Source organism: Haloparvum alkalitolerans, from assembly GCF_055381565.1.
Genome location: NZ_AP043938.1, coordinates 329,943 through 346,336 on the forward strand (window position 1 = coordinate 329,943; position 16,394 = coordinate 346,336).

15 protein-coding genes and 1 tRNA gene are annotated in these 16,394 nt (G+C 69.9%); 7 read left to right on the plus strand and 9 right to left on the minus strand.

Annotated features, from left to right (window positions below; all coding sequences use genetic code 11):
• Positions 1-73: 73 nt before the first annotated feature.
• From ACZ432_RS04045 to ACZ432_RS04055, 3 genes are all read right to left on the minus strand, one after another.
• Positions 74-1,081 carry a beta-ribofuranosylaminobenzene 5'-phosphate synthase family protein gene (locus ACZ432_RS04045; protein ID WP_426963514.1) on the minus strand — a complete coding sequence of 336 codons (1,008 nt, stop codon included), beginning with the start codon at positions 1,079-1,081 and terminating at the stop codon, positions 74-76.
• A 183-nt stretch (positions 1,082-1,264) separates the two neighbouring features.
• Positions 1,265-2,341 carry an archaeosine biosynthesis radical SAM protein RaSEA gene (locus tag ACZ432_RS04050; protein ID WP_426963513.1) on the minus strand — a complete coding sequence of 359 codons (1,077 nt, stop codon included), beginning with the start codon at positions 2,339-2,341 and terminating at the stop codon, positions 1,265-1,267.
• Between the two features lie 72 nt (positions 2,342-2,413).
• Positions 2,414-2,887: a VanZ family protein gene (locus ACZ432_RS04055; RefSeq protein WP_426963512.1), complete on the minus strand. Its 474-nt coding sequence runs from the start codon at positions 2,885-2,887 to the stop codon at positions 2,414-2,416.
• Positions 2,888-3,007: 120 nt separating this feature from the next.
• Here ACZ432_RS04055 and ACZ432_RS04060 point away from each other — a divergent pair, with 120 nt between their 5' ends.
• From ACZ432_RS04060 to ACZ432_RS04070, 3 genes are all read left to right on the plus strand, one after another.
• The gene (locus ACZ432_RS04060) at positions 3,008-4,939 is read left to right on the plus strand and encodes an aldehyde ferredoxin oxidoreductase family protein (RefSeq protein WP_426963605.1); all 1,932 of its coding nucleotides are present in this window, start codon (positions 3,008-3,010) and stop codon (positions 4,937-4,939) included.
• Between the two features lie 391 nt (positions 4,940-5,330).
• Positions 5,331-5,720, plus strand: a complete 390-nt coding sequence (locus ACZ432_RS04065) for a hypothetical protein (protein WP_426963511.1) — start codon at positions 5,331-5,333, stop codon at positions 5,718-5,720.
• Positions 5,721-5,780: 60 nt separating this feature from the next.
• Entirely contained in the window at positions 5,781-6,098 is a 318-nt protein-coding gene (locus ACZ432_RS04070) for a DUF8066 domain-containing protein (protein ID WP_426963510.1), read from the plus strand.
• A gap of 46 nt (positions 6,099-6,144) precedes the next feature.
• Here the strand turns inward: ACZ432_RS04070 and ACZ432_RS04075 are convergent, their stop codons facing one another.
• Positions 6,145-7,086, minus strand: a complete 942-nt coding sequence (locus tag ACZ432_RS04075) for an isoaspartyl peptidase/L-asparaginase (RefSeq protein WP_426963509.1) — start codon at positions 7,084-7,086, stop codon at positions 6,145-6,147.
• A gap of 193 nt (positions 7,087-7,279) precedes the next feature.
• On the opposite strand from ACZ432_RS04075, the gene ACZ432_RS04080 reads away from it, so the two are divergent.
• From ACZ432_RS04080 to icd, 3 genes are all read left to right on the plus strand, one after another.
• Entirely contained in the window at positions 7,280-9,193 is a 1,914-nt protein-coding gene (locus ACZ432_RS04080) for a sensor histidine kinase (RefSeq protein ID WP_426963508.1), read from the plus strand.
• Positions 9,194-9,285: 92 nt separating this feature from the next.
• Complete coding sequence (locus tag ACZ432_RS04085) at positions 9,286-9,948, plus strand: metal-dependent hydrolase (RefSeq protein WP_426963507.1); 663 nt, start codon at positions 9,286-9,288, stop codon at positions 9,946-9,948.
• Positions 9,949-10,042: 94 nt separating this feature from the next.
• Complete coding sequence (gene icd, locus ACZ432_RS04090) at positions 10,043-11,305, plus strand: isocitrate dehydrogenase (NADP(+)) (protein ID WP_426963506.1); 1,263 nt, start codon at positions 10,043-10,045, stop codon at positions 11,303-11,305.
• A gap of 45 nt (positions 11,306-11,350) precedes the next feature.
• Here the strand turns inward: icd and ACZ432_RS04095 are convergent, their stop codons facing one another.
• The 3 genes from ACZ432_RS04095 to ACZ432_RS04105 all read right to left on the minus strand — a co-directional run bounded on the left by ACZ432_RS04095 (position 11,351) and on the right by ACZ432_RS04105 (position 13,986).
• Positions 11,351-12,481, minus strand: coding sequence for a site-2 protease family protein (locus ACZ432_RS04095; protein WP_426963505.1), 1,131 nt, complete (start codon positions 12,479-12,481; stop codon positions 11,351-11,353).
• A 171-nt stretch (positions 12,482-12,652) separates the two neighbouring features.
• The gene (locus ACZ432_RS04100) at positions 12,653-12,913 is read right to left on the minus strand and encodes a DUF7123 family protein (protein ID WP_058366103.1); all 261 of its coding nucleotides are present in this window, start codon (positions 12,911-12,913) and stop codon (positions 12,653-12,655) included.
• 278 nt (positions 12,914-13,191) lie between these two features.
• Positions 13,192-13,986 (minus strand): molybdopterin synthase, encoded by a 795-nt coding sequence (locus tag ACZ432_RS04105; protein ID WP_426963504.1) that lies wholly within the window; start codon positions 13,984-13,986, stop codon positions 13,192-13,194.
• 154 nt (positions 13,987-14,140) lie between these two features.
• Here ACZ432_RS04105 and ACZ432_RS04110 point away from each other — a divergent pair, with 154 nt between their 5' ends.
• On the plus strand, positions 14,141-15,757 hold the full coding sequence (locus tag ACZ432_RS04110) for a long-chain-fatty-acid--CoA ligase (RefSeq protein ID WP_426963503.1): 1,617 nt from the start codon (positions 14,141-14,143) through the stop codon (positions 15,755-15,757).
• Positions 15,758-15,807: 50 nt separating this feature from the next.
• Here ACZ432_RS04110 and ACZ432_RS04115 read toward each other — a convergent pair.
• Positions 15,808-15,880: transfer RNA gene (locus tag ACZ432_RS04115), tRNA-Gln, on the minus strand.
• Positions 15,881-15,928: 48 nt separating this feature from the next.
• Positions 15,929-16,366 carry a metal-dependent transcriptional regulator gene (locus tag ACZ432_RS04120; RefSeq protein WP_426963502.1) on the minus strand — a complete coding sequence of 146 codons (438 nt, stop codon included), beginning with the start codon at positions 16,364-16,366 and terminating at the stop codon, positions 15,929-15,931.
• Between the last annotated feature and the right edge of the window lie 28 nt (positions 16,367-16,394).

Below are 16,394 nucleotides of genomic sequence, written 5' to 3' on the forward strand. Positions count from 1 at the left end.
GCGGTTTAGCCGTTACGGCACTCACATGCACCGCCCGGCCGCCACCCTCGCCGACGGGACGCGCCGACCGCCGTCACTCCGCGTCGGTCCGTGCGCCGCGATTCCGTCCGCGGACGATCCGCACGGTCCCGTCGACGCCGGCCGCGTCGAGCGCCGCCTCGCCCGCCGCCGCGGCCGCGTCCGCCCGCGAGGCGTCGGTGACGCCGAACACCGCCGGTCCCCACGACGACTGTCCGGCGCCGAACACCGCGGGGTCGTCGTCGAGCGTCGCCACGAGGTCCCCCACGGGCGGGCGGTAGACCCCGCCCTGCTCGTCGGCGTACCACGCGCCGTTGAGTCGGCCGACCTCCGCGACCGCCCCGCCGAACGCCTCCGCGCGTCCCTCCGCGATCGCCGGGAGCACGCGCCGCGTCACCACGCCCGCCACGCGGTCGGCGATTCCCGGCTCCGCGCGCTCGACGGCCGCGCGCATGCTGGCGTCCTCCTCGTCGCCGTTCCGACCCGGCGGCGCGTCGGGCGTGAGAACCAGAAAGCGCCAGTCGTCCGGGACCGGGTGCCGCGCGGCGACCGGCGGCACCTCCCAGCTCCCGACGTCGGGTCTGTCCGTCGTGAATCGGGCGGTGGGGTGGCCGGCGTCGAGGACGAACCCGCCGCGCTCGAACGCCGCGACCCCCACGCCCGACCGCCCCCCGCGGCCGAGTTCCGGCGCTCGCTCGCGGACGGCCGGCGCCCGGTCGTGGGCCCGCGCGACGCCCGCGAGGACCGCCAGGGCGAGTTGCGTCCCGCTCCCCAGGCCGGCGTGGCGCGGCAGCGTCTCGCGGAGCGTCACCGCCGCGCCCGGCACCTCCAGCAGCTCGCAGGCGCGCTCGACGTACGCGTCGAGGTCCGCCGCGAGTGCGTCCGGGTCCCGCGCCGCGCCGTCGAGGCCGAGCGTGGCCGACGGCTCGCCCGAGCGCTCAGCGTCCACGACCACGCGCGGCTCCACGAGCGCAACCCCGAGCGCGCCGTAGAGGCGCTCGTGCGAGAGGCTGAGGTTCCCGAACCCGAAGTGGAGTCGGGCGCCGGCGGTGACGCGAACCATACCCGTACCTCGGCGGCCGGGACAAAAAGGGCCGGCGACGGTGGCCGGGATTGCCTGTGGCGGGACGCGACGCGAATCGGCCGCCGAACGAGGACCGCGGACGCATTTCTGTCCCGGTTCAAAAGGGGGCATTTCTGTCCCGGTTCAGAAGAACCCTCTCCGCGGCGGTGCGTGATGGCGGACTTATCGAACCAGCGGCATGTTGTAGCTCGTCTCGGCGTCCATCACGTACTCCCACGTCGCCTCGCACTCGCAGGAGACCTGATCGAACACCGAGGGGTCCTGCCGGAGGTCGAAGTCCTTGATTGCGGTCTGGACGCGGTCGTCGCACTCGCCGCAGTTGTGGGCGCCGCGCTCGGAGCCGTGACCGACGGGGTCCGAGACGACGATGGCGTCGACGTCCGCGGTCGCCTCCAGCACGTGCGCGACGGTCCAGAGCCACGGCGGGCGGTAGCCGCCCTCGAAGAACAGCTCGTCGACCATCGTGTAGCGCTGGACGTTGCAGGGGTTCATCGAGACGGTGTGACACCCCTCGACGCCGGCACAGCGCTCGATGGAGTCGATCATGTCCGTGGCCGCCTCCGGCTCCGCGAGGAACGGCGGCTTGAGCAGGAGGTACGCCTTCACGCCCGCGCCGACCGACCGCGCTTCAGCGCAAGCCTCCTCGAAGTCCGCGAACTCGAAGTACTTGTTCACGCAGTCGCGGCGCACGCGGTCGGTCGCGGTCTCCAGCCCGACCGCCACGTCCGTCTCCAGCCCGACCTCGGTGAAGTCCGAGACGCGGTCGGCCTCGACGAAGTCCGGCAGCGACTCGACGACGATTCGCTCGCGGTCCGCGAACGTCTCGGCGATGGCTCGCCGAGTCTCGGCGGGCACCTCGCGCTCGTCGAGGAAGGAGCCGGACGTGTAGATCTTGATCAGGTCGGCCGGCTCGTCCGCGTTCTCCGCCTCGTGGTCGAGACAGACCTGAATCTGGTCCATCAGCGCCTCGTGTGCGACGCTGCCGCCCTCGACGGACTCCGCGACGTAGCCGCACATCGTGCAGCCGCCGGCGCGGGCCCACCGACAGCCGCCGGTGTTGAGGATGATCGTGAGCGACTGCTTGACGCCGTCGGGCGTGTTGTCCTCGTCGACCCAGACGCGGGTCGGCTCGTGGGGGTCGTACGTCTCCGACTTCTCCGCGCGGATGTCGCGCATCACCTCGTTGTGGGCGTCCATCCCGCGGCCCTGCTCGAAGGCCTCCGGGCTCGGCTTGCTCATTACCGGAACCGAGGCGGTCGCGGCGTAAAGCCGCTTCGTCCGCGGTCCAGCCGGGCCGCCCGGCGGCGGAACTCACGCTCCGTTCTCGTCACCGCTCCGGGCTCCGCTCCGGGACAACCACGCGGCCGCGAGCCCGGCACCGATCAGCGCCCCCGACGCGTTCACGAGCGCGTCCGCCACCGCGAACGACCGCCACGGGAGCGGCGCCTGCACCACCTCGACGCCGAGACCGAACGCCGTCGCCGCCAGCGCCGCCAGCAGCGCGGCTACCACCGATCTCGGGAGCGCGTCCGCCGATGGAAACCCGATCCGTTCACGGAGAGCGACGCGGACCGGACGAACCAGCGCGGCCGCGAGCGCCGCGTAGCCGAGCAGGTGGAACGGGTCCGTGAGGCCGACGATCCCGGGGTCGGCCGGCGCTTCGCCGGGCACCGGCACCACCGACGCCAAAAGCACCGCCGCGGCGACGGCGACCGCCGGGCGCACGCCCGCACGCGGCGCCTCGGGGGTGTCGCTCGTTCCCGCCCCGTCTGTCGGTACCTGCACCGTCCGTTCCCTTCGACGACGGACGGCAAAACGGCGCCGGTCCCGAAGTAACTGGAACCAATTACGCCCTCGCGAGAACGCCTAACTGGGTACGGCACTAACATAATGAACGACCATTACATGACCGACTACGGCGGATTCCGCGACCGCGTGGCACAGATCGACCTCACCGACGGGGAGGTGACCTACCGGGGGATCAGCGACGAGTACGCCGAGAAGTACATCGGCGCCCGCGGACTGGGGGTCAGGTACCTCTTCGAGAAGGGGGCCGACGTCGACCCCGACTCGCCCGAGAACCGGCTGGCGCTGATGACCGGGCCGCTCACCGGGACCCAGACCGTGATGAGCGGCCGGATCGCCCTGGTGACGAAGTCCCCGCTGACGGGCACCGTCACCGACTCGCACCACGGCGGCTGGTCCGGCGCCCGGCTGAAGTGGGCCGGCCTCGACGGCATCCTGCTGGACGGGAAAAGCGAGGATCCCGTCTACGCGGTCGTCGAGGACGGCGAGGTCGAACTCCGCGACGCCTCCCACATCTGGGGCTACGGCGTCCACGACACCGTCGACGCGCTGGACGACGAGGTCGACGGCGAGGTCGGCAAGAACGTCTCCGTCATGGCCATCGGTCCGGGCGGGGAGAACGGCGTCCGCTACGCCTGCGTCGTCAACGAGGACGACCGCGCCTCGGGCCGCGGCGGCACGGGCTGCGTGATGGGCGACAAGAACGTGAAGGCGGTCGTCGTCAAGGGCGGGACCAGGATGCCGAAGCCGGCCGACCCCGACACGTTCCAGGAGGGGTACCAGCAGGCGATGCAGGTCATCCGCGAGTCCGACGTCACCGCCCCGAACGAGGGCGGCCTCTCGCAGTACGGGACCAACGTCCTGATGAACATCACCGAGGAGATGGACGGGCTCCCGACGAAGAACGCAACGTACACGTCGACGCGCGCCTTCGCCGACGCCGAGGGCGGTTCCGTCGACGCCGAGGAGGTCTCCGGCGAGAACGTCCGCGAGAACATCCTCGTCGACGAGCCGACCTGCCACTCCTGCCCGGTCGCCTGCAAGAAGGAGGTCGAGGTGCAGGTGAACCACAAGGGGACGGACATGAACGTCCGGATGGAGTCGTACGAGTACGAGTCCGCGTTCGCGCTCGGCCCGAACTCCGGCCACTCCGAACGGGACGACATCGCCCTCATGATCGACCGGTGTAACGACGTCGGCGTCGACACCATCGAGGTCGGCAACATGATGGCGATGGCCATGGAGATGTCCGAGGAAGGCAAACTCGACGACTACGGCACCCTCGACTGGGGCGACTCGACGGAGATGGTCGACCTCATCGAGGACATCGCGCACCGCGACGGCGACCTCGCGGAGCTGCTGGCGGAGGGCGCCGAGCGCGTCGCCGACGAGGTGGGCGCACACGACAACAAGCTCTCCGTCAAGGGCCAGACGATCCCGGCCTACGACCCGCGCTGCATGAAGGGCATGGGCATCGCGTACGCCACCTCGAACCGCGGCGCGTGCCACCTGCGAGCGTACACGCCCGCGGCCGAGATCCTCGGCGTCCCCGAGAAGGTCGACCCCTACGAGTGGGAGGGGAAGGGCGAGCTCACCGCCACCTTCCAGGACCTGCACGCGGTGTCGGACTCCTTCGACATCTGCAAGTTCAACGCCTTCGCCGAGGGGATCGAGGAGTACGTCCTCCAGTACAACGGCATGACCGGCCGCGACGTGACTGAGGACGAGCTGTTCGAGGCGGGCGAGCGCGTCTACAACCTCGAGCGCTACTACAACAACCTCGCCGGCTTCGACGGCGACGACGACACGCTCCCCAACCGCTTCCTCGACGGGCACCCGGACGCGATCCCGGGACAGGGCGCCAGCGAGGGCGAACTCTGCGAGCTCGACGAGATGAAGGCGGAGTACTACGACCACCGCGGCTGGGTCGACGGCGTCGTCCCCGACGAGAAACTGGCCGACCTCGACATCGGCGTCGGCCCCGGCACCGGCGTCTCCACGGGCGGCACCGGCGCGCCCGCGGACGACTAAGCTCCGACCTTTTTCGGCGTCGGGTTCGCGCGGCGCAGGCGCCGCGCTCACCCGTCCTTGAAAAATGTCGATCAAAAAGTGGCCGCGGTCGGCGCTGCGGGCGCTTCGCGCCCTCGCGCCGCCGCGGTTCCACAACCTCGACAGAAACCGCGACCGCGACAGCACCGCTACCACCACAACACCGCGACCGCATCCGCACCGCGACCGTATCCGCACCGCGACCGTATCCGCACCGCGACCGCAGCTACAGAAACGTGTGCACAGCACCGCGGGAGTTGACAGAAAACCCCACTAATGAGGTCGCTCGACGACATCTCGGCGAAGAGCGGTACGCTCTGAAACCGCCGCTATCGCCGAAAACCCTAATCTGCTCGGCGGAGAGGCGACGCGCATGTCCCTCTCGCGTACCGCCACCGTTCTCGGCGTCGGCCTGACCGCGTTCCTCGTCGCCACCGTCGTCGTGACGGAACTCGCGGCGTCGGCCGTCGAGTTCTCACTGTTTCTCGGACTCCCTGCGGGCGTCGTCGCGGGGGCCGTAGCGGCCGGACTCGTCCACCGCCGGCTCTCCCGCGTAGCGTCACCCCCGGTTCGGGGCGTGCTGGCCGGCGTCGCCGCGGTGAGCTACGCCGCGTTCGCGCTGTTCGCGGTCCGGTACGCCGTCTCCGCGGCGCGGCCCTTCCTGTCAACCGCGACCGTGGCGATAGTCGCGGTGGCTGTCGGTGCCGTCGCGGGACTCGCTGTGGGCGTTCGCGCCGAGCGAGACGCCGACCCAGCAGACTGACCGCTCCCCCGCTCGGCACCGCCGCATCGCTTAAGTCGGTACCAGCGGATCCCTGGCGACATGGGGTATGCTCCGCTCACCCTCTCGAAAGCCCTCCGCACGCCGCTCGGGACTGCGCTCGCGGCCCTCACGGTCATCGTGTTGGTGTACAGCGTCCTCGTCACGGCCCGCATCCTCGCCGGCGTACTGTTCGTCGCGCTGGTCGCACTCGGCTACATCGCCTACCGGCTGCTCGCGGCGGTCGAAGCGGTCGCCGACGGCCACCAGCGGCTCGCCGACGCCCGCGAGCACGAGGCGTTCTCGCGGTCGTCGAACGCGCCGCCGTCCTCGGACGCGGGCGACGCCAACGACCCGGACGACGCGGCCACGGAGCCGTGACCGACTTCACGCGCTCCGGACCGCGGCGCGGGACCGACGCTCGCGTTCAGAAGTCGGCCGCGACGCTCGTCTGCATTCCGTCGGTGTTGAACGCGCTCCCGGCGCCCGCGTCGTCCGCGACGATGATCCCGGCGCCGGAACCGGTCATCTCGCCGAACTCGGCAAGCGCGCGGTCGGCGGCCCGCTGGGCGCTCAGCCCGTCCTCCAGATACCGCACCGCGCGCCGCGAGAGCGTGACGCGCGCGATGTCCTCACCCGCGCCGGTCGCGCTGGCGCCGCCCGCGGGCGAACAGAAGAACCCGGAGCCGACCTGCGGCACGTCCCCCACCCGGCCCGCGAGCGCGAACGAGCGCCCGCCCGTCGAGGTGGCGGCCGCGAACGTCTCGCCGTTGAACGCGACCGCGCCGACGGTGTCGTGGTCGGGCGCCTCGCGCTCGTCGCGCCCCCCGCTGGCGCGGTCGGCGGCGCCCGCTCCGTCCCCGCCGCTTCCGCCGGCCTGATCGCTCTCGGACCCGAACCGCTCGTGCAGCCAGTCGAGGTGCTCGCGCGGGCCGCCCCCCGGCGGGTTCTCCTCGGCGAACCGCTCGCGCTTCTCGGCGGTCAGCAGGTCCACGCCGGTCTCGACGCCGAACTCCGCCGCGAGGTCGACCGCGTGCTCCCCGGAGACGAACACGTGCGGCGTCTCCTCGAGGACGACGCGCGCCGCGGAGACGGCGTGCTCGACGCCCGGCATCGAGCAGACCGCGCCGACCGCGCGGTCCGAGGTCATCAGGCCGGCGTCCGTTCGCACGACGCCGTCCGACTGGACCGCGCCGCCGACGCCCGCGTTGAACCGCGGGTTCGTCTCCAACACCCGGACCGCCGCCTCCACCGCGTCGAGCGGGCTCGCGGCCTCGGTCCCGGTCGCCGCCGCCTCGTCGAGAACTGCCTGCCTGGGCTCCGGCTCGTCCGGACTGCCGCCCGCGCCGCCGTGAACGATGACTCGCATACGCGGGAGGATTCGGGGGACGGGGTTAAGCCTCGGGGAAGCGGTCGGGGAAGCGGTCGGGGAAGCGGTCGAGGATGCGGTCGGGGGGTACCGTCGCCATCGAGCGATCGCTCCCGCCTCCGGTGAGCGAACCATACCGTAATTTATGTGAGGGAGACGACGACAGTCGAAAGAACAGCGGACTGCCGACAGCATGCCAGACCCAATCCGAGTGCTCCACGTCGAGGACGATCCGAACTTCGGCGATCTGGTCGCCAGCTATCTCGAACGGGAGAGCGACCGGATAACCGTCGCCTCCGCCAGAAACGCGGAAGAAGCCCTCGAACAGTTGTCCGAGAAGCGACCGGACTGCGTCGTGAGCGACTACGACATGCCCGGGCGAAACGGCATCGAACTCCTCGAGACGGTCCGGGACCGGTATCCGAACCTCCCGTTCATTCTCTTCACGGGGAAGGGGAGCGAGGAGGTCGCTAGCGAGGCCATCTCGGCGGGGGCGACGGATTACCTCCAGAAGGGCGGCGGGACGGAGCAGTACGCCATCCTGGCGAACCGCGTCCAGAACGCGGTCGAGCGGCGCCGGTCCTCGCTTCGCGCCGAGAACCTCGAACGGTTGCGACGGCTCGGCGGGCGGATCAATCGAGCGCTCGTCCAGGCGTCCTCGCGCGACGAGATCGAGACGGCAGTCTGCCGGATCGTCGCCGACGCGGAGCCGTACCGGTTCGCATGGGTCGGCGAAGTCGACCCGGAGAGCGACCGCGTCACGCCGCGGGCCGAGGCGGGGACGGCCGACGGCTACCTCGAGGAGGTGTCCGTTCCGGCCGGAGAGGGCCCCGACCAGCCCGGCCCCGCCGCGGTCGCCGTACAGGAGAACCGGGTCGCCGCCTCGCAGCGCGTCGAGAGCGACCCCCTCTTCGATCCGTGGCGCGAGGCGGCCCTCGAGCGCGGCTTTCGGTCGGTCGCCGCGGTGCCGCTCGAGTACGACGGGACCGTGTTCGGGGTCCTCGTCGTCTACGCCGGTCGCGAGCAGCTGTTCGACGAGGCGGAGCAGGCCCTCCTCGCGGAGCTCGCCGCCGACATCGCCCACGCGATCCACGCCTGTAAGGTGCGTCGGGAACTGGAGCTCCGTGATCAGGCGATAGGAGAGGCACCGGTCGGGATCGTGATAACGGGGAACGCCGACGAGGGACAGCCGATCCGCTACGTCAACGATCGCTTCGAAGAGATCACCGGGTACGACGAGGCGGAGATCCGGGGTCGGAACTGCCGGTTCCTGCAGGGGCCGGAGACGCGGGAGGAACCCGTCACCCGGATGCGGGAAGCGATCGACGAAGACGAGCCGGTATCCGTCGAACTTCGGAACTACCGGAAGAACGGCGACCGCTTCTGGAACCGCGTCTCGATCGCGCCGCTCCGTGACGAGGACGGCACGGTGACGAACTACGTCGGCTTTCAGGAGGAGATCACGGACCGAAAGGAGCGCGAACGTCGGCTCGAACGACAGAACGAACGGTTCGACGAACTGGCGAGCATCGTCTCACACGACCTGCGAACACCGGTCGAAACGGTTCGCGGATGGCTCGAACTGGCGGTCGAGACCGGGGAGGTCGAACACGTGAAGCGGGCCCGCGACTCGATCGAACGGCTCGACGACCTCCGCGAGGACCTGGCCGACACGCTCCGGAGCCGGGAGGTCGTGAGCGAGACTCGGCGAGTGGGTCTGGGGCGACTCGCGGAGGACGCGTGGGCGCGCGTCGACGCCGCGGACGGGTCCGATCTCCGGGTGGTAGACCAGTTCGACATCACCGCCGATCCGGACGCGACGCGGCGGCTCCTCCAGAACCTCTTCTCGAACGCGGTCGAACACTCCGAGGGGGCCGTGACCGTCCGCGTCGGGCGCACCGACGGCGGGTTCTACGTCGAGGACGACGGTCCGGGGATCCGACCCGAGAACCGCGACGCGGTGTTCGAGGCCGGGTTCACGACGAAGGCGGACGGAACGGGGATGGGCATGGTGAGCGTTTCGGGGATCGTCGACGCGCACGGCTGGCGGATCGAGGTCGCGGACGCCGACGCGCTGAACGGGACCCGGTTCGAGATCACCGTCTGAACCCCACGTCGGCTCGGTCGGCTCGGGAACAAAGGGAACGCGGACCGCCCGGCCCGCGGAAGCGCTATCCCTGTGAACGACTACCATCGAATATGCCTTCGACGCTGATCCACGCCGGGTTCGCGGCGCTGCTCGCGGCGGCGCTGCTGACGGACGACTTCGACGCTCGCGCGCTGGCGGTCGTGGTCGGCGCCGCGGTCGTCCCGGACCTGGACACGTTCATCGGGCTGTGGCTGATCGACGGCGGCCACCGCGCCGTGCTCCACAACCTGCTGGTGCCGTCCGCGCTGCTCGTCGCGGCGTGGGTCGACGTACGGCGCGGGACCGACTCCCGGATCCTGGCCCGGTGGGGGGCGGGAGGCTGGCGGCTCGCGTGGGTGAGTCTCTTCGGCGGCTGGATCGTCGCCGCGGTGCTGCTGGACGCCTTCTTCAACGGCGCGAACCTGCTGTGGCCCGTCCACGACGAGTTCATCGACCTCTCGGGACACCTGCTCGTCTCCGACCAGCGCGGGTTCGAGCAGACGTTCATCGAGTTCGAGCGCACCGCCGACGGCGGGACCGCGGTCGGGAGCGACCATAGCCGGGGGTCGACGGGCGAGCAGCACTACTGGACCTACGCGGACATGGGCCCGGACGCGGACGAGGACACCGAGCGGATCGGCTACGTCTTCGACCGCGGGACGTACATGGTGATCGCGCTGGCGGGCTACGCGACCGCGGGCTTCCGGCTGTTGGAAGCGCGGCGAGGCGAGTGAGGAACTCGACGCACGCGTCCGTTTGCGGCAGTCTTCGCGGTCGGGAGCGAAAGCGGCAGGCACTTTAGGGCGCTCCAAGAAGCCACGAACGTTCATGAGCTACGACAAGGTCGACGTGCCCGAAGAGGGCGAGGCGATCACGCTCGCCGACGAGGAGACGGGCGAGCTGGACGTGCCGGCGAACCCGATCATCCCGATCCTCCACGGTGACGGTATCGGGACCGACGTCGGTCCCGCCGCCCAGAAGGTGCTCGACGCCGCCGCGGAGGCGACCGGCCGCTCCATCGCGTGGATGCGCGTGTACGGCGGCGAGAGCGCCCGCGAGAAGTACGACGAGAACCTCCCCGACGACACCGTCGACGCCATCCGCGAGTTCCGCGTCGCGATCAAGGGCCCGATGACGACGCCGGTCGGCTCCGGCTTCCGTTCGCTCAACGTCGCGCTCCGCCAGACGCTCGACCTGTACGCGAACGTCCGCCCGACCTACCACCTCGACGGCGTCCCGTCCCCGGTGAAGAACCCCGAGGAGATGGACATGATCACCTTCCGTGAGAACACGGAGGACGTCTACGCCGGCATCGAGTGGGAGGCCGGCACCGACGACGTCGAGCAGGTCCGCGACTTCCTCGAAGACGAGATGGACGTGGCCGACGTCATCCACGACGGCCCCGTCGGCATCGGCGTCAAGCCCATCTCCGAGTACGCCTCCAAGCGGCTCATCCGCGAGGCGTACGACTACGCGCTCGCGAACGACCGCGACTCGGTGACGCTCGTCCACAAGGGCAACATCATGAAGTTCACCGAGGCGCAGTTCCGCGACTGGGGCTACGAGCTGGCCGAGGAGGAGTACGGCGACGAGCTCATCACCGAAGACGAGCTGTGGGACGAGTACGACGGCGAGCAGCCCGACGACAGCGTGGTCGTCAAGGACCGCATCGCCGACAACATGCTCCAGCAGCTCCTGACGCGGACGAGCGACTACTCCGTCATCGCGACGATGAACCTCAACGGCGACTACATGTCCGACGCCGCCGGCGCCCAGATCGGCGGCCTCGGCATCGCGCCCGGCGTCAACTACGGTCACGGCCGCGCGCTCGCCGAGCCCGTCCACGGCTCCGCGCCCAAGTACGCCGGCGAGGACAAGGTCAACCCGACCGCGATGATCCTCTCCGGCCGCGAGATGCTCGACTACCTCGGCTGGTCCGACGCCGCGGACCTGGTCCGCGACGCCGTCGAGGAGACCATCTCCTCCGGCAAGGTCACCTACGACCTCCACCGCCAGATCGAGGGCGGCGAGAAGCTCGCCACCTCCGAGTTCGCCGAGGCGGTCGTCGACAACATCGAGAAGCTGTCGTAAACGGCTTTTCGGGCCGTACCGCGCCGTTCGGCCGTCTTCACGTATTTATCCGACCACTTCGACGGGGACGAGGAGGAAGCAGGTCGCGCCGACCGCGAAGGTGGCGATTCCGACCGCCAGCCGCGGCCAACCGAGCTCCGACTCGTCGACGGGGGTCGCGGGGCCGTTGAACGCGATGAACAGCGCAAAGAGGCCCCAGAAGGCCCACAGGCCGACCGATTCCTGCAGTCCCTTGTCGAGCACCCAGTAGAGGTAGCCCGCGATGGCGAACAGTGCGCCGGGGACGAGCGAGGCCAGCGTCTCCTGCCGCTCGCCGAGCATGGCCCGGGTCATGTGGCCGCCGTCGAGCTGTCCGACCGGAAGGAGGTTCAGGAGGGTGAAGAACATCCCGACCCACCCGCCGATCACGACCGGATGGACCGACGCGCCGGCGTCTCGACCGAGCACGGCCGCGATCCACGACAGCAACGGCGGGTTGTTGAACACGATCATCCGTGAGGACTCGCGGAGCACGTGGTCGGGAACCGCTATCGGGTCGAGCGAGAGGCCGATCGCGGTGACGAGGACCGTCGCGACGAGGCCAGCCACGGGACCGGCCACGCCGATGTCGAACAGCGCCTTCCGGGACGGCATCCGCCCCCGCATCCGGATCACCGCCCCCAGCGTCCCGAAGGGGAAGACGAAGGGGATCACGTAGGGAAGCGACACGTCCACGCCGTGGTAGCGACCGGCCGCGTAGTGGCCCAGCTCGTGGGTGAGGAGGACGCCCAGCACTGCGGCCGTGAACGGCCACGCGCGGAGCAGCGTGAGGGGGTCCTCGGTCAGCGTCGACAGCGGGACGTAGTACCAGCCGTAGGCGCCGACGAACAGCGTGCTCGCGACCGTCGCGAGCAGCATGACGGCGTTGAGCCACGGGATCCCCTCGCGGCCGCTGCCGTGCGGGTGGGCGACCAGCACGTCGGCCTCCGCAGTCGACCGGAAGTCCACCTCGTAGCCCGCCTCGTGAAACGCGGGCGCCACTTCGCGGAGGAGCGCGCGCTCCGGGAGCAGCGACTCCCCAACGTACCGGATCCGGTCGCCGTCGTGCCGCACGTCGTCCACCCGGAAGAACGTACGGAGCGACTCCGGCAGGGGAACCGCCCCTGACGCCGGCGCGCCCTCCTGGCTGTCTGCCATCACCGAAGCCTGGGTTCGGCCGCCAATAAACCCCGCGCCGGCGGCGCTCCGGGCGCGAACGGTCGAGAACGCGTCACTGATCGACGCTTTCGGAGGGGCGGTGCGGTCGAGGCGAGAAAGTCCGGAAGGGCGGGGAGGGCGCTGCCGGGGACCGAGGACCGAGCGCGCTCGCTACGCGGGCTCGACGCGCCAGGTGGTCGCGCCGGTGTAGGACCACTTCTCGACGGTGAGCTCCGTCGCGGAGTCGCGGAGCTTCACCATCAGGGCGCCGATCTCCTTCGGAGAGAGGTCGACGTCCTCGGAGATGAACTTCCCCTTGAAGTACATCTCGCCGTCCTGCGCCCGCTCGAGCAGGTACTCCTTGAGCCGCTCCTCCTTGCTCGCGGTCTCGGTCGTGCCTGCGTCCGTGGAGGGATTGGCGGTTGCGCTCATGACGTACCCCACGCTTACCCCCGCAGGGTGTTATAAACGGAGCAACGTTAGGGGACGTTCGGTCGCTTTTATCGTTCCGCCGACGTAAAACGAGGTGAAGGGACCTTTCACGACTCTTTTAGAACCCTCAAGAACATTCATGCGTCTTTTTGAGACGGTTAGAACGTATCGAGAACCTCCGCGGATTGGCGGCCAAATTCTCCGAGAAGACCCACCATTTCCGGAAATTTTCTCCCCATGATCGCCTGGGAGACCGGGCGCGCGGCGGCGGTCGAGGGTCACTCCTGCCGGTGGACCCAGAACTGTTCCGCCTCCGTGGTCTCCTTTTTGAAGATGGGGACGGTGTCCTTCAGGCGGTCGATCCCGTCCTCGACCGCGCGGAACGCCTCCTCGCGGTGGCCCGCGAGCACGACGACGAAGACGATGTCTTCCCCGTCTTCGATGACGCCGGTCCGGTGGTGCATCAGCACGCGAAAGACGCCGTCGCGGTCCTCGAGGTCGGCCGCGATGGCGGCCATGCGCTCGGCGGCGACGCCCTCGTACTTCTCGAAGGCGAGGTGCGTCGTCCGGTCGTCGTCGGGGTCCTCTCTCCCCCGTACGCGCCCCGTGAACGTGGCGACCGCGCCCGAGAACTCCGCGTCCGGATGGGCGGTCGCGCGCTCGACGAGCGCCTCCAGCGTGATCCACGGTTCGGCATCCTCGAGCGTCGCGATGAGCGCCTCCAGGTCGACGTCGGCGACCGCGTCCGGCGTCGCCACCACGTCACCGGGCACGCCCGTGGGGTCGCGGTCGTCGCCGATCAGGACCGTCGGCACGCGGAGCCGCGAGAAACCGGTCGCGAGCAGGTAGTCGTGGTCCGGCGCGAATCGGTCGAGCACGTCGGTGAAGTCCGACTCGGTGCCGGTCGCGGTCCACGTCCCGTCGGGGGCGAGCGAGGCCCTCGTCGCGCTCGACGACCGTCCGTCCGCCTCGACGGCCGCGTGCTCGACGACGGCGATCCGGCCCTCGAGTCGCGCCGCGAGCGCGTCGACGAGCGTCGCGGCATCCGGCCCCAGCACGGAGAGGGGTTGCATGGTGAAAGCCGAGGGGGCCACGGGCTTAGGGTTTTCCGACGCCGTCCGCGAGACCGGCGGGGACGGCGGCTCTCCCGCGGCCACGCCACGGCCCGCGGACGCCGCCCTTGCGCCGAGCACAATCGCTATTAATCATGAAGGATACGGACGGACGATGCACAAGCCACTGCTCGTGACCGACTTCCTCGACCGGGCGCGGCGCCACTACGCGGACGAGGAGGCGGTGCTGGCGACGGACGGGACGCGGTACACCTACGAGGAACTGGCCGAGCGCGCCGACAGGTTCGCGGCCGCGCTCCAGGCGCGCGGCGTCGAGAAAGGCGACCGCGTCGCGGTGTTGGACCCGAACACGCATTACCACCTCGAAGCCGCCTACGGGATCATGGAGACCGGCGCGGTCCACACCCCCCTGAACTACCGGCTGACCCCCGACGACTACGCGTACATCCTCGCTGACGCGGGCGTCACGGCCGTGTACGCGGACCACGAGTACGCGGGGAAGGTGCAGGCGGTCCGCGAGGAGGTGCCTGTGGAGACGTTCATTACGGACGACCCGGACGCGGTCGAGGGGGAGTGGGAGGACGCCGAGGCGGTGCTGGCCGAGGCGGACCCCGACGCCGCCGAGCGCCCGGAGATGCACGAAGACGAGGTGATCACGATCAACTACACCTCCGGTACCACCGGCGACCCGAAGGGCGTCTGTCGGACCCACCGCGCGGAGACGCTCCACGCGTACCTGATCAGCGTCCACCAGGAGATCGCCGACGACGACGTCTACCTGTGGACGCTCCCGATGTTCCACGTCAACGGCTGGGGCCACATCTACGCGATCACGGGGGCGGGCGCCCGACACGTCTGCGCCCGGGGCGTCGACGCCGGCGAGGTGTTCGACCGGATTCGCGAGGAGGACGTCTCCTACTTCTGTGCCGCGCCGACCGTCCTCAACTCGCTGGGCGAGTACCACGACGAACACGGCGGGGCGACGACCGGCGCCAACGACGTGCGCGTCGCGACCGCGGGCGCGGCCCCGCCCGAGGCGACGATCCGCACCATCGAGGAGGAGTTCGGCTGGTACCTCAAACACGTCTACGGCGCCACCGAGACCGGCCCCCTGATCACAACCTCGGACGCTCGCCGCCACTTCGCCGACGACTCCGAGGACCGCTTCGCGGTGAAGAAGACGCAGGGGATCGGCTACCTCGGCACCGAGATCCGGGTCGTCGACGAGGACGGCGACGACGTGCCCCCCGACGGCTCCACGGTCGGCGAGGTCGTCGTCCGCGGCAACCAGGTGATGGACCGCTACTGGAACAAGCCCGAGGCCACCGAAGAGGCGTTCTCGGAGCGCGCGGAGGACTACTACCACATGGGCGACCTGGCGGTCGTCGACGAGGACGGCTTCATCTCGATCCAGGACCGCAAGAAGGACATCATCATCTCCGGCGGCGAGAACATCTCCTCCATCGAGCTGGAGGACGCCGTCTTCGAACACCCCGCGGTCGCGGACGTCGCCGTCATCCCCGCGCCGAGCGACAAGTGGGGCGAGACCCCAAAAGCGTTCGTCGTCCCCGACTCCGGCGACTCGAACGACCCCGGCGTCTCCGCCGAGGACCTCCGCGCGTTCGTGAAGGAGCGCGTGGCGAACTACAAGACGCCGGGCGAGGTGGAGTTCGTCGAGTCCCTCCCCACGACCGCGACCGGCAAGGTCCAGAAGTACGAGCTCCGCGAGCGTGAGTGGGCCGAGGAGGACCGGATGGTGGGCGAGGGGTAGGCGAAGGGTAAGCGCGACTTCGCGGTCGGAATTTATGTACGAAATATAAGTAGTCTCGGGCGGATTCGAACCGCCGTCATGGGCTCCAAAGGCCCATATGATTGGCCACTACACCACGAGACTGGGCATCAATTTCTAAACGGCGGTCCTACCAAACGGTTGCGGTTTCGGTCAGTCCGACGCCGTCCCCTCAAAGGCCGCCTCCAGACACGCACAGGCGTCGGCCTCCGCGTCGAAGCAGTCGGGACACTCGGGCTCGCGGTCGATGATCGTGTCGAGGCGGTCGGCAACGGTGTCGTCGATGACGGCCTCCAGCTCGCCCGCCTCCTCGCGGAACTCCTCGACGCCGAGGACGTTCGCGAGGAAGCGCTCGATGATGCAGTAGGTCTGGAGCGCGTCGCGGGCGCGGACGATGCCGTCGTCGGTGAGCGTCACCCCCTTGTACTTCTCGTGGTCGGCGAGCCCCCGCTCCTCGAGTTTGCCGATCATCTCGTTGGCGCTCGCCGGACTCACGTCGACCGCGTCCGCTATCGCGCCGGTCGAGGCCGGGCCGTCCGCCTGTTTCTGGATGAGGTAGATCGCCTTGAGGTACTGGTCTGCGGTGTTCACGTGTCGCCTCCCGTCGTCGCCCGCCGGT

Bases quoted from the DNA above. Each gene is read 5' to 3' on its own strand.
- ACZ432_RS04045 (WP_426963514.1), bottom strand. From the start codon at position 1,081: ATGGTTCGCGTCACCGCCGGCGCCCGACTCCACTTCGGGTTCGGGAAC.
- ACZ432_RS04050 (WP_426963513.1), bottom strand. From the start codon at position 2,341: ATGAGCAAGCCGAGCCCGGAGGCCTTCGAGCAGGGCCGCGGGATGGAC.
- ACZ432_RS04060 (WP_426963605.1), top strand. From the start codon at position 3,008: ATGACCGACTACGGCGGATTCCGCGACCGCGTGGCACAGATCGACCTC.
- ACZ432_RS04065 (WP_426963511.1), top strand. From the start codon at position 5,331: ATGTCCCTCTCGCGTACCGCCACCGTTCTCGGCGTCGGCCTGACCGCG.
- ACZ432_RS04070 (WP_426963510.1), top strand. From the start codon at position 5,781: ATGGGGTATGCTCCGCTCACCCTCTCGAAAGCCCTCCGCACGCCGCTC.
- ACZ432_RS04075 (WP_426963509.1), bottom strand. From the start codon at position 7,086: ATGCGAGTCATCGTTCACGGCGGCGCGGGCGGCAGTCCGGACGAGCCG.
- ACZ432_RS04080 (WP_426963508.1), top strand. From the start codon at position 7,280: ATGCCAGACCCAATCCGAGTGCTCCACGTCGAGGACGATCCGAACTTC.
- ACZ432_RS04085 (WP_426963507.1), top strand. From the start codon at position 9,286: ATGCCTTCGACGCTGATCCACGCCGGGTTCGCGGCGCTGCTCGCGGCG.
- icd (WP_426963506.1), top strand. From the start codon at position 10,043: ATGAGCTACGACAAGGTCGACGTGCCCGAAGAGGGCGAGGCGATCACG.
- ACZ432_RS04095 (WP_426963505.1), bottom strand. From the start codon at position 12,481: ATGGCAGACAGCCAGGAGGGCGCGCCGGCGTCAGGGGCGGTTCCCCTG.
- ACZ432_RS04100 (WP_058366103.1), bottom strand. From the start codon at position 12,913: ATGAGCGCAACCGCCAATCCCTCCACGGACGCAGGCACGACCGAGACC.
- ACZ432_RS04105 (WP_426963504.1), bottom strand. From the start codon at position 13,986: ATGCAACCCCTCTCCGTGCTGGGGCCGGATGCCGCGACGCTCGTCGAC.
- ACZ432_RS04110 (WP_426963503.1), top strand. From the start codon at position 14,141: ATGCACAAGCCACTGCTCGTGACCGACTTCCTCGACCGGGCGCGGCGC.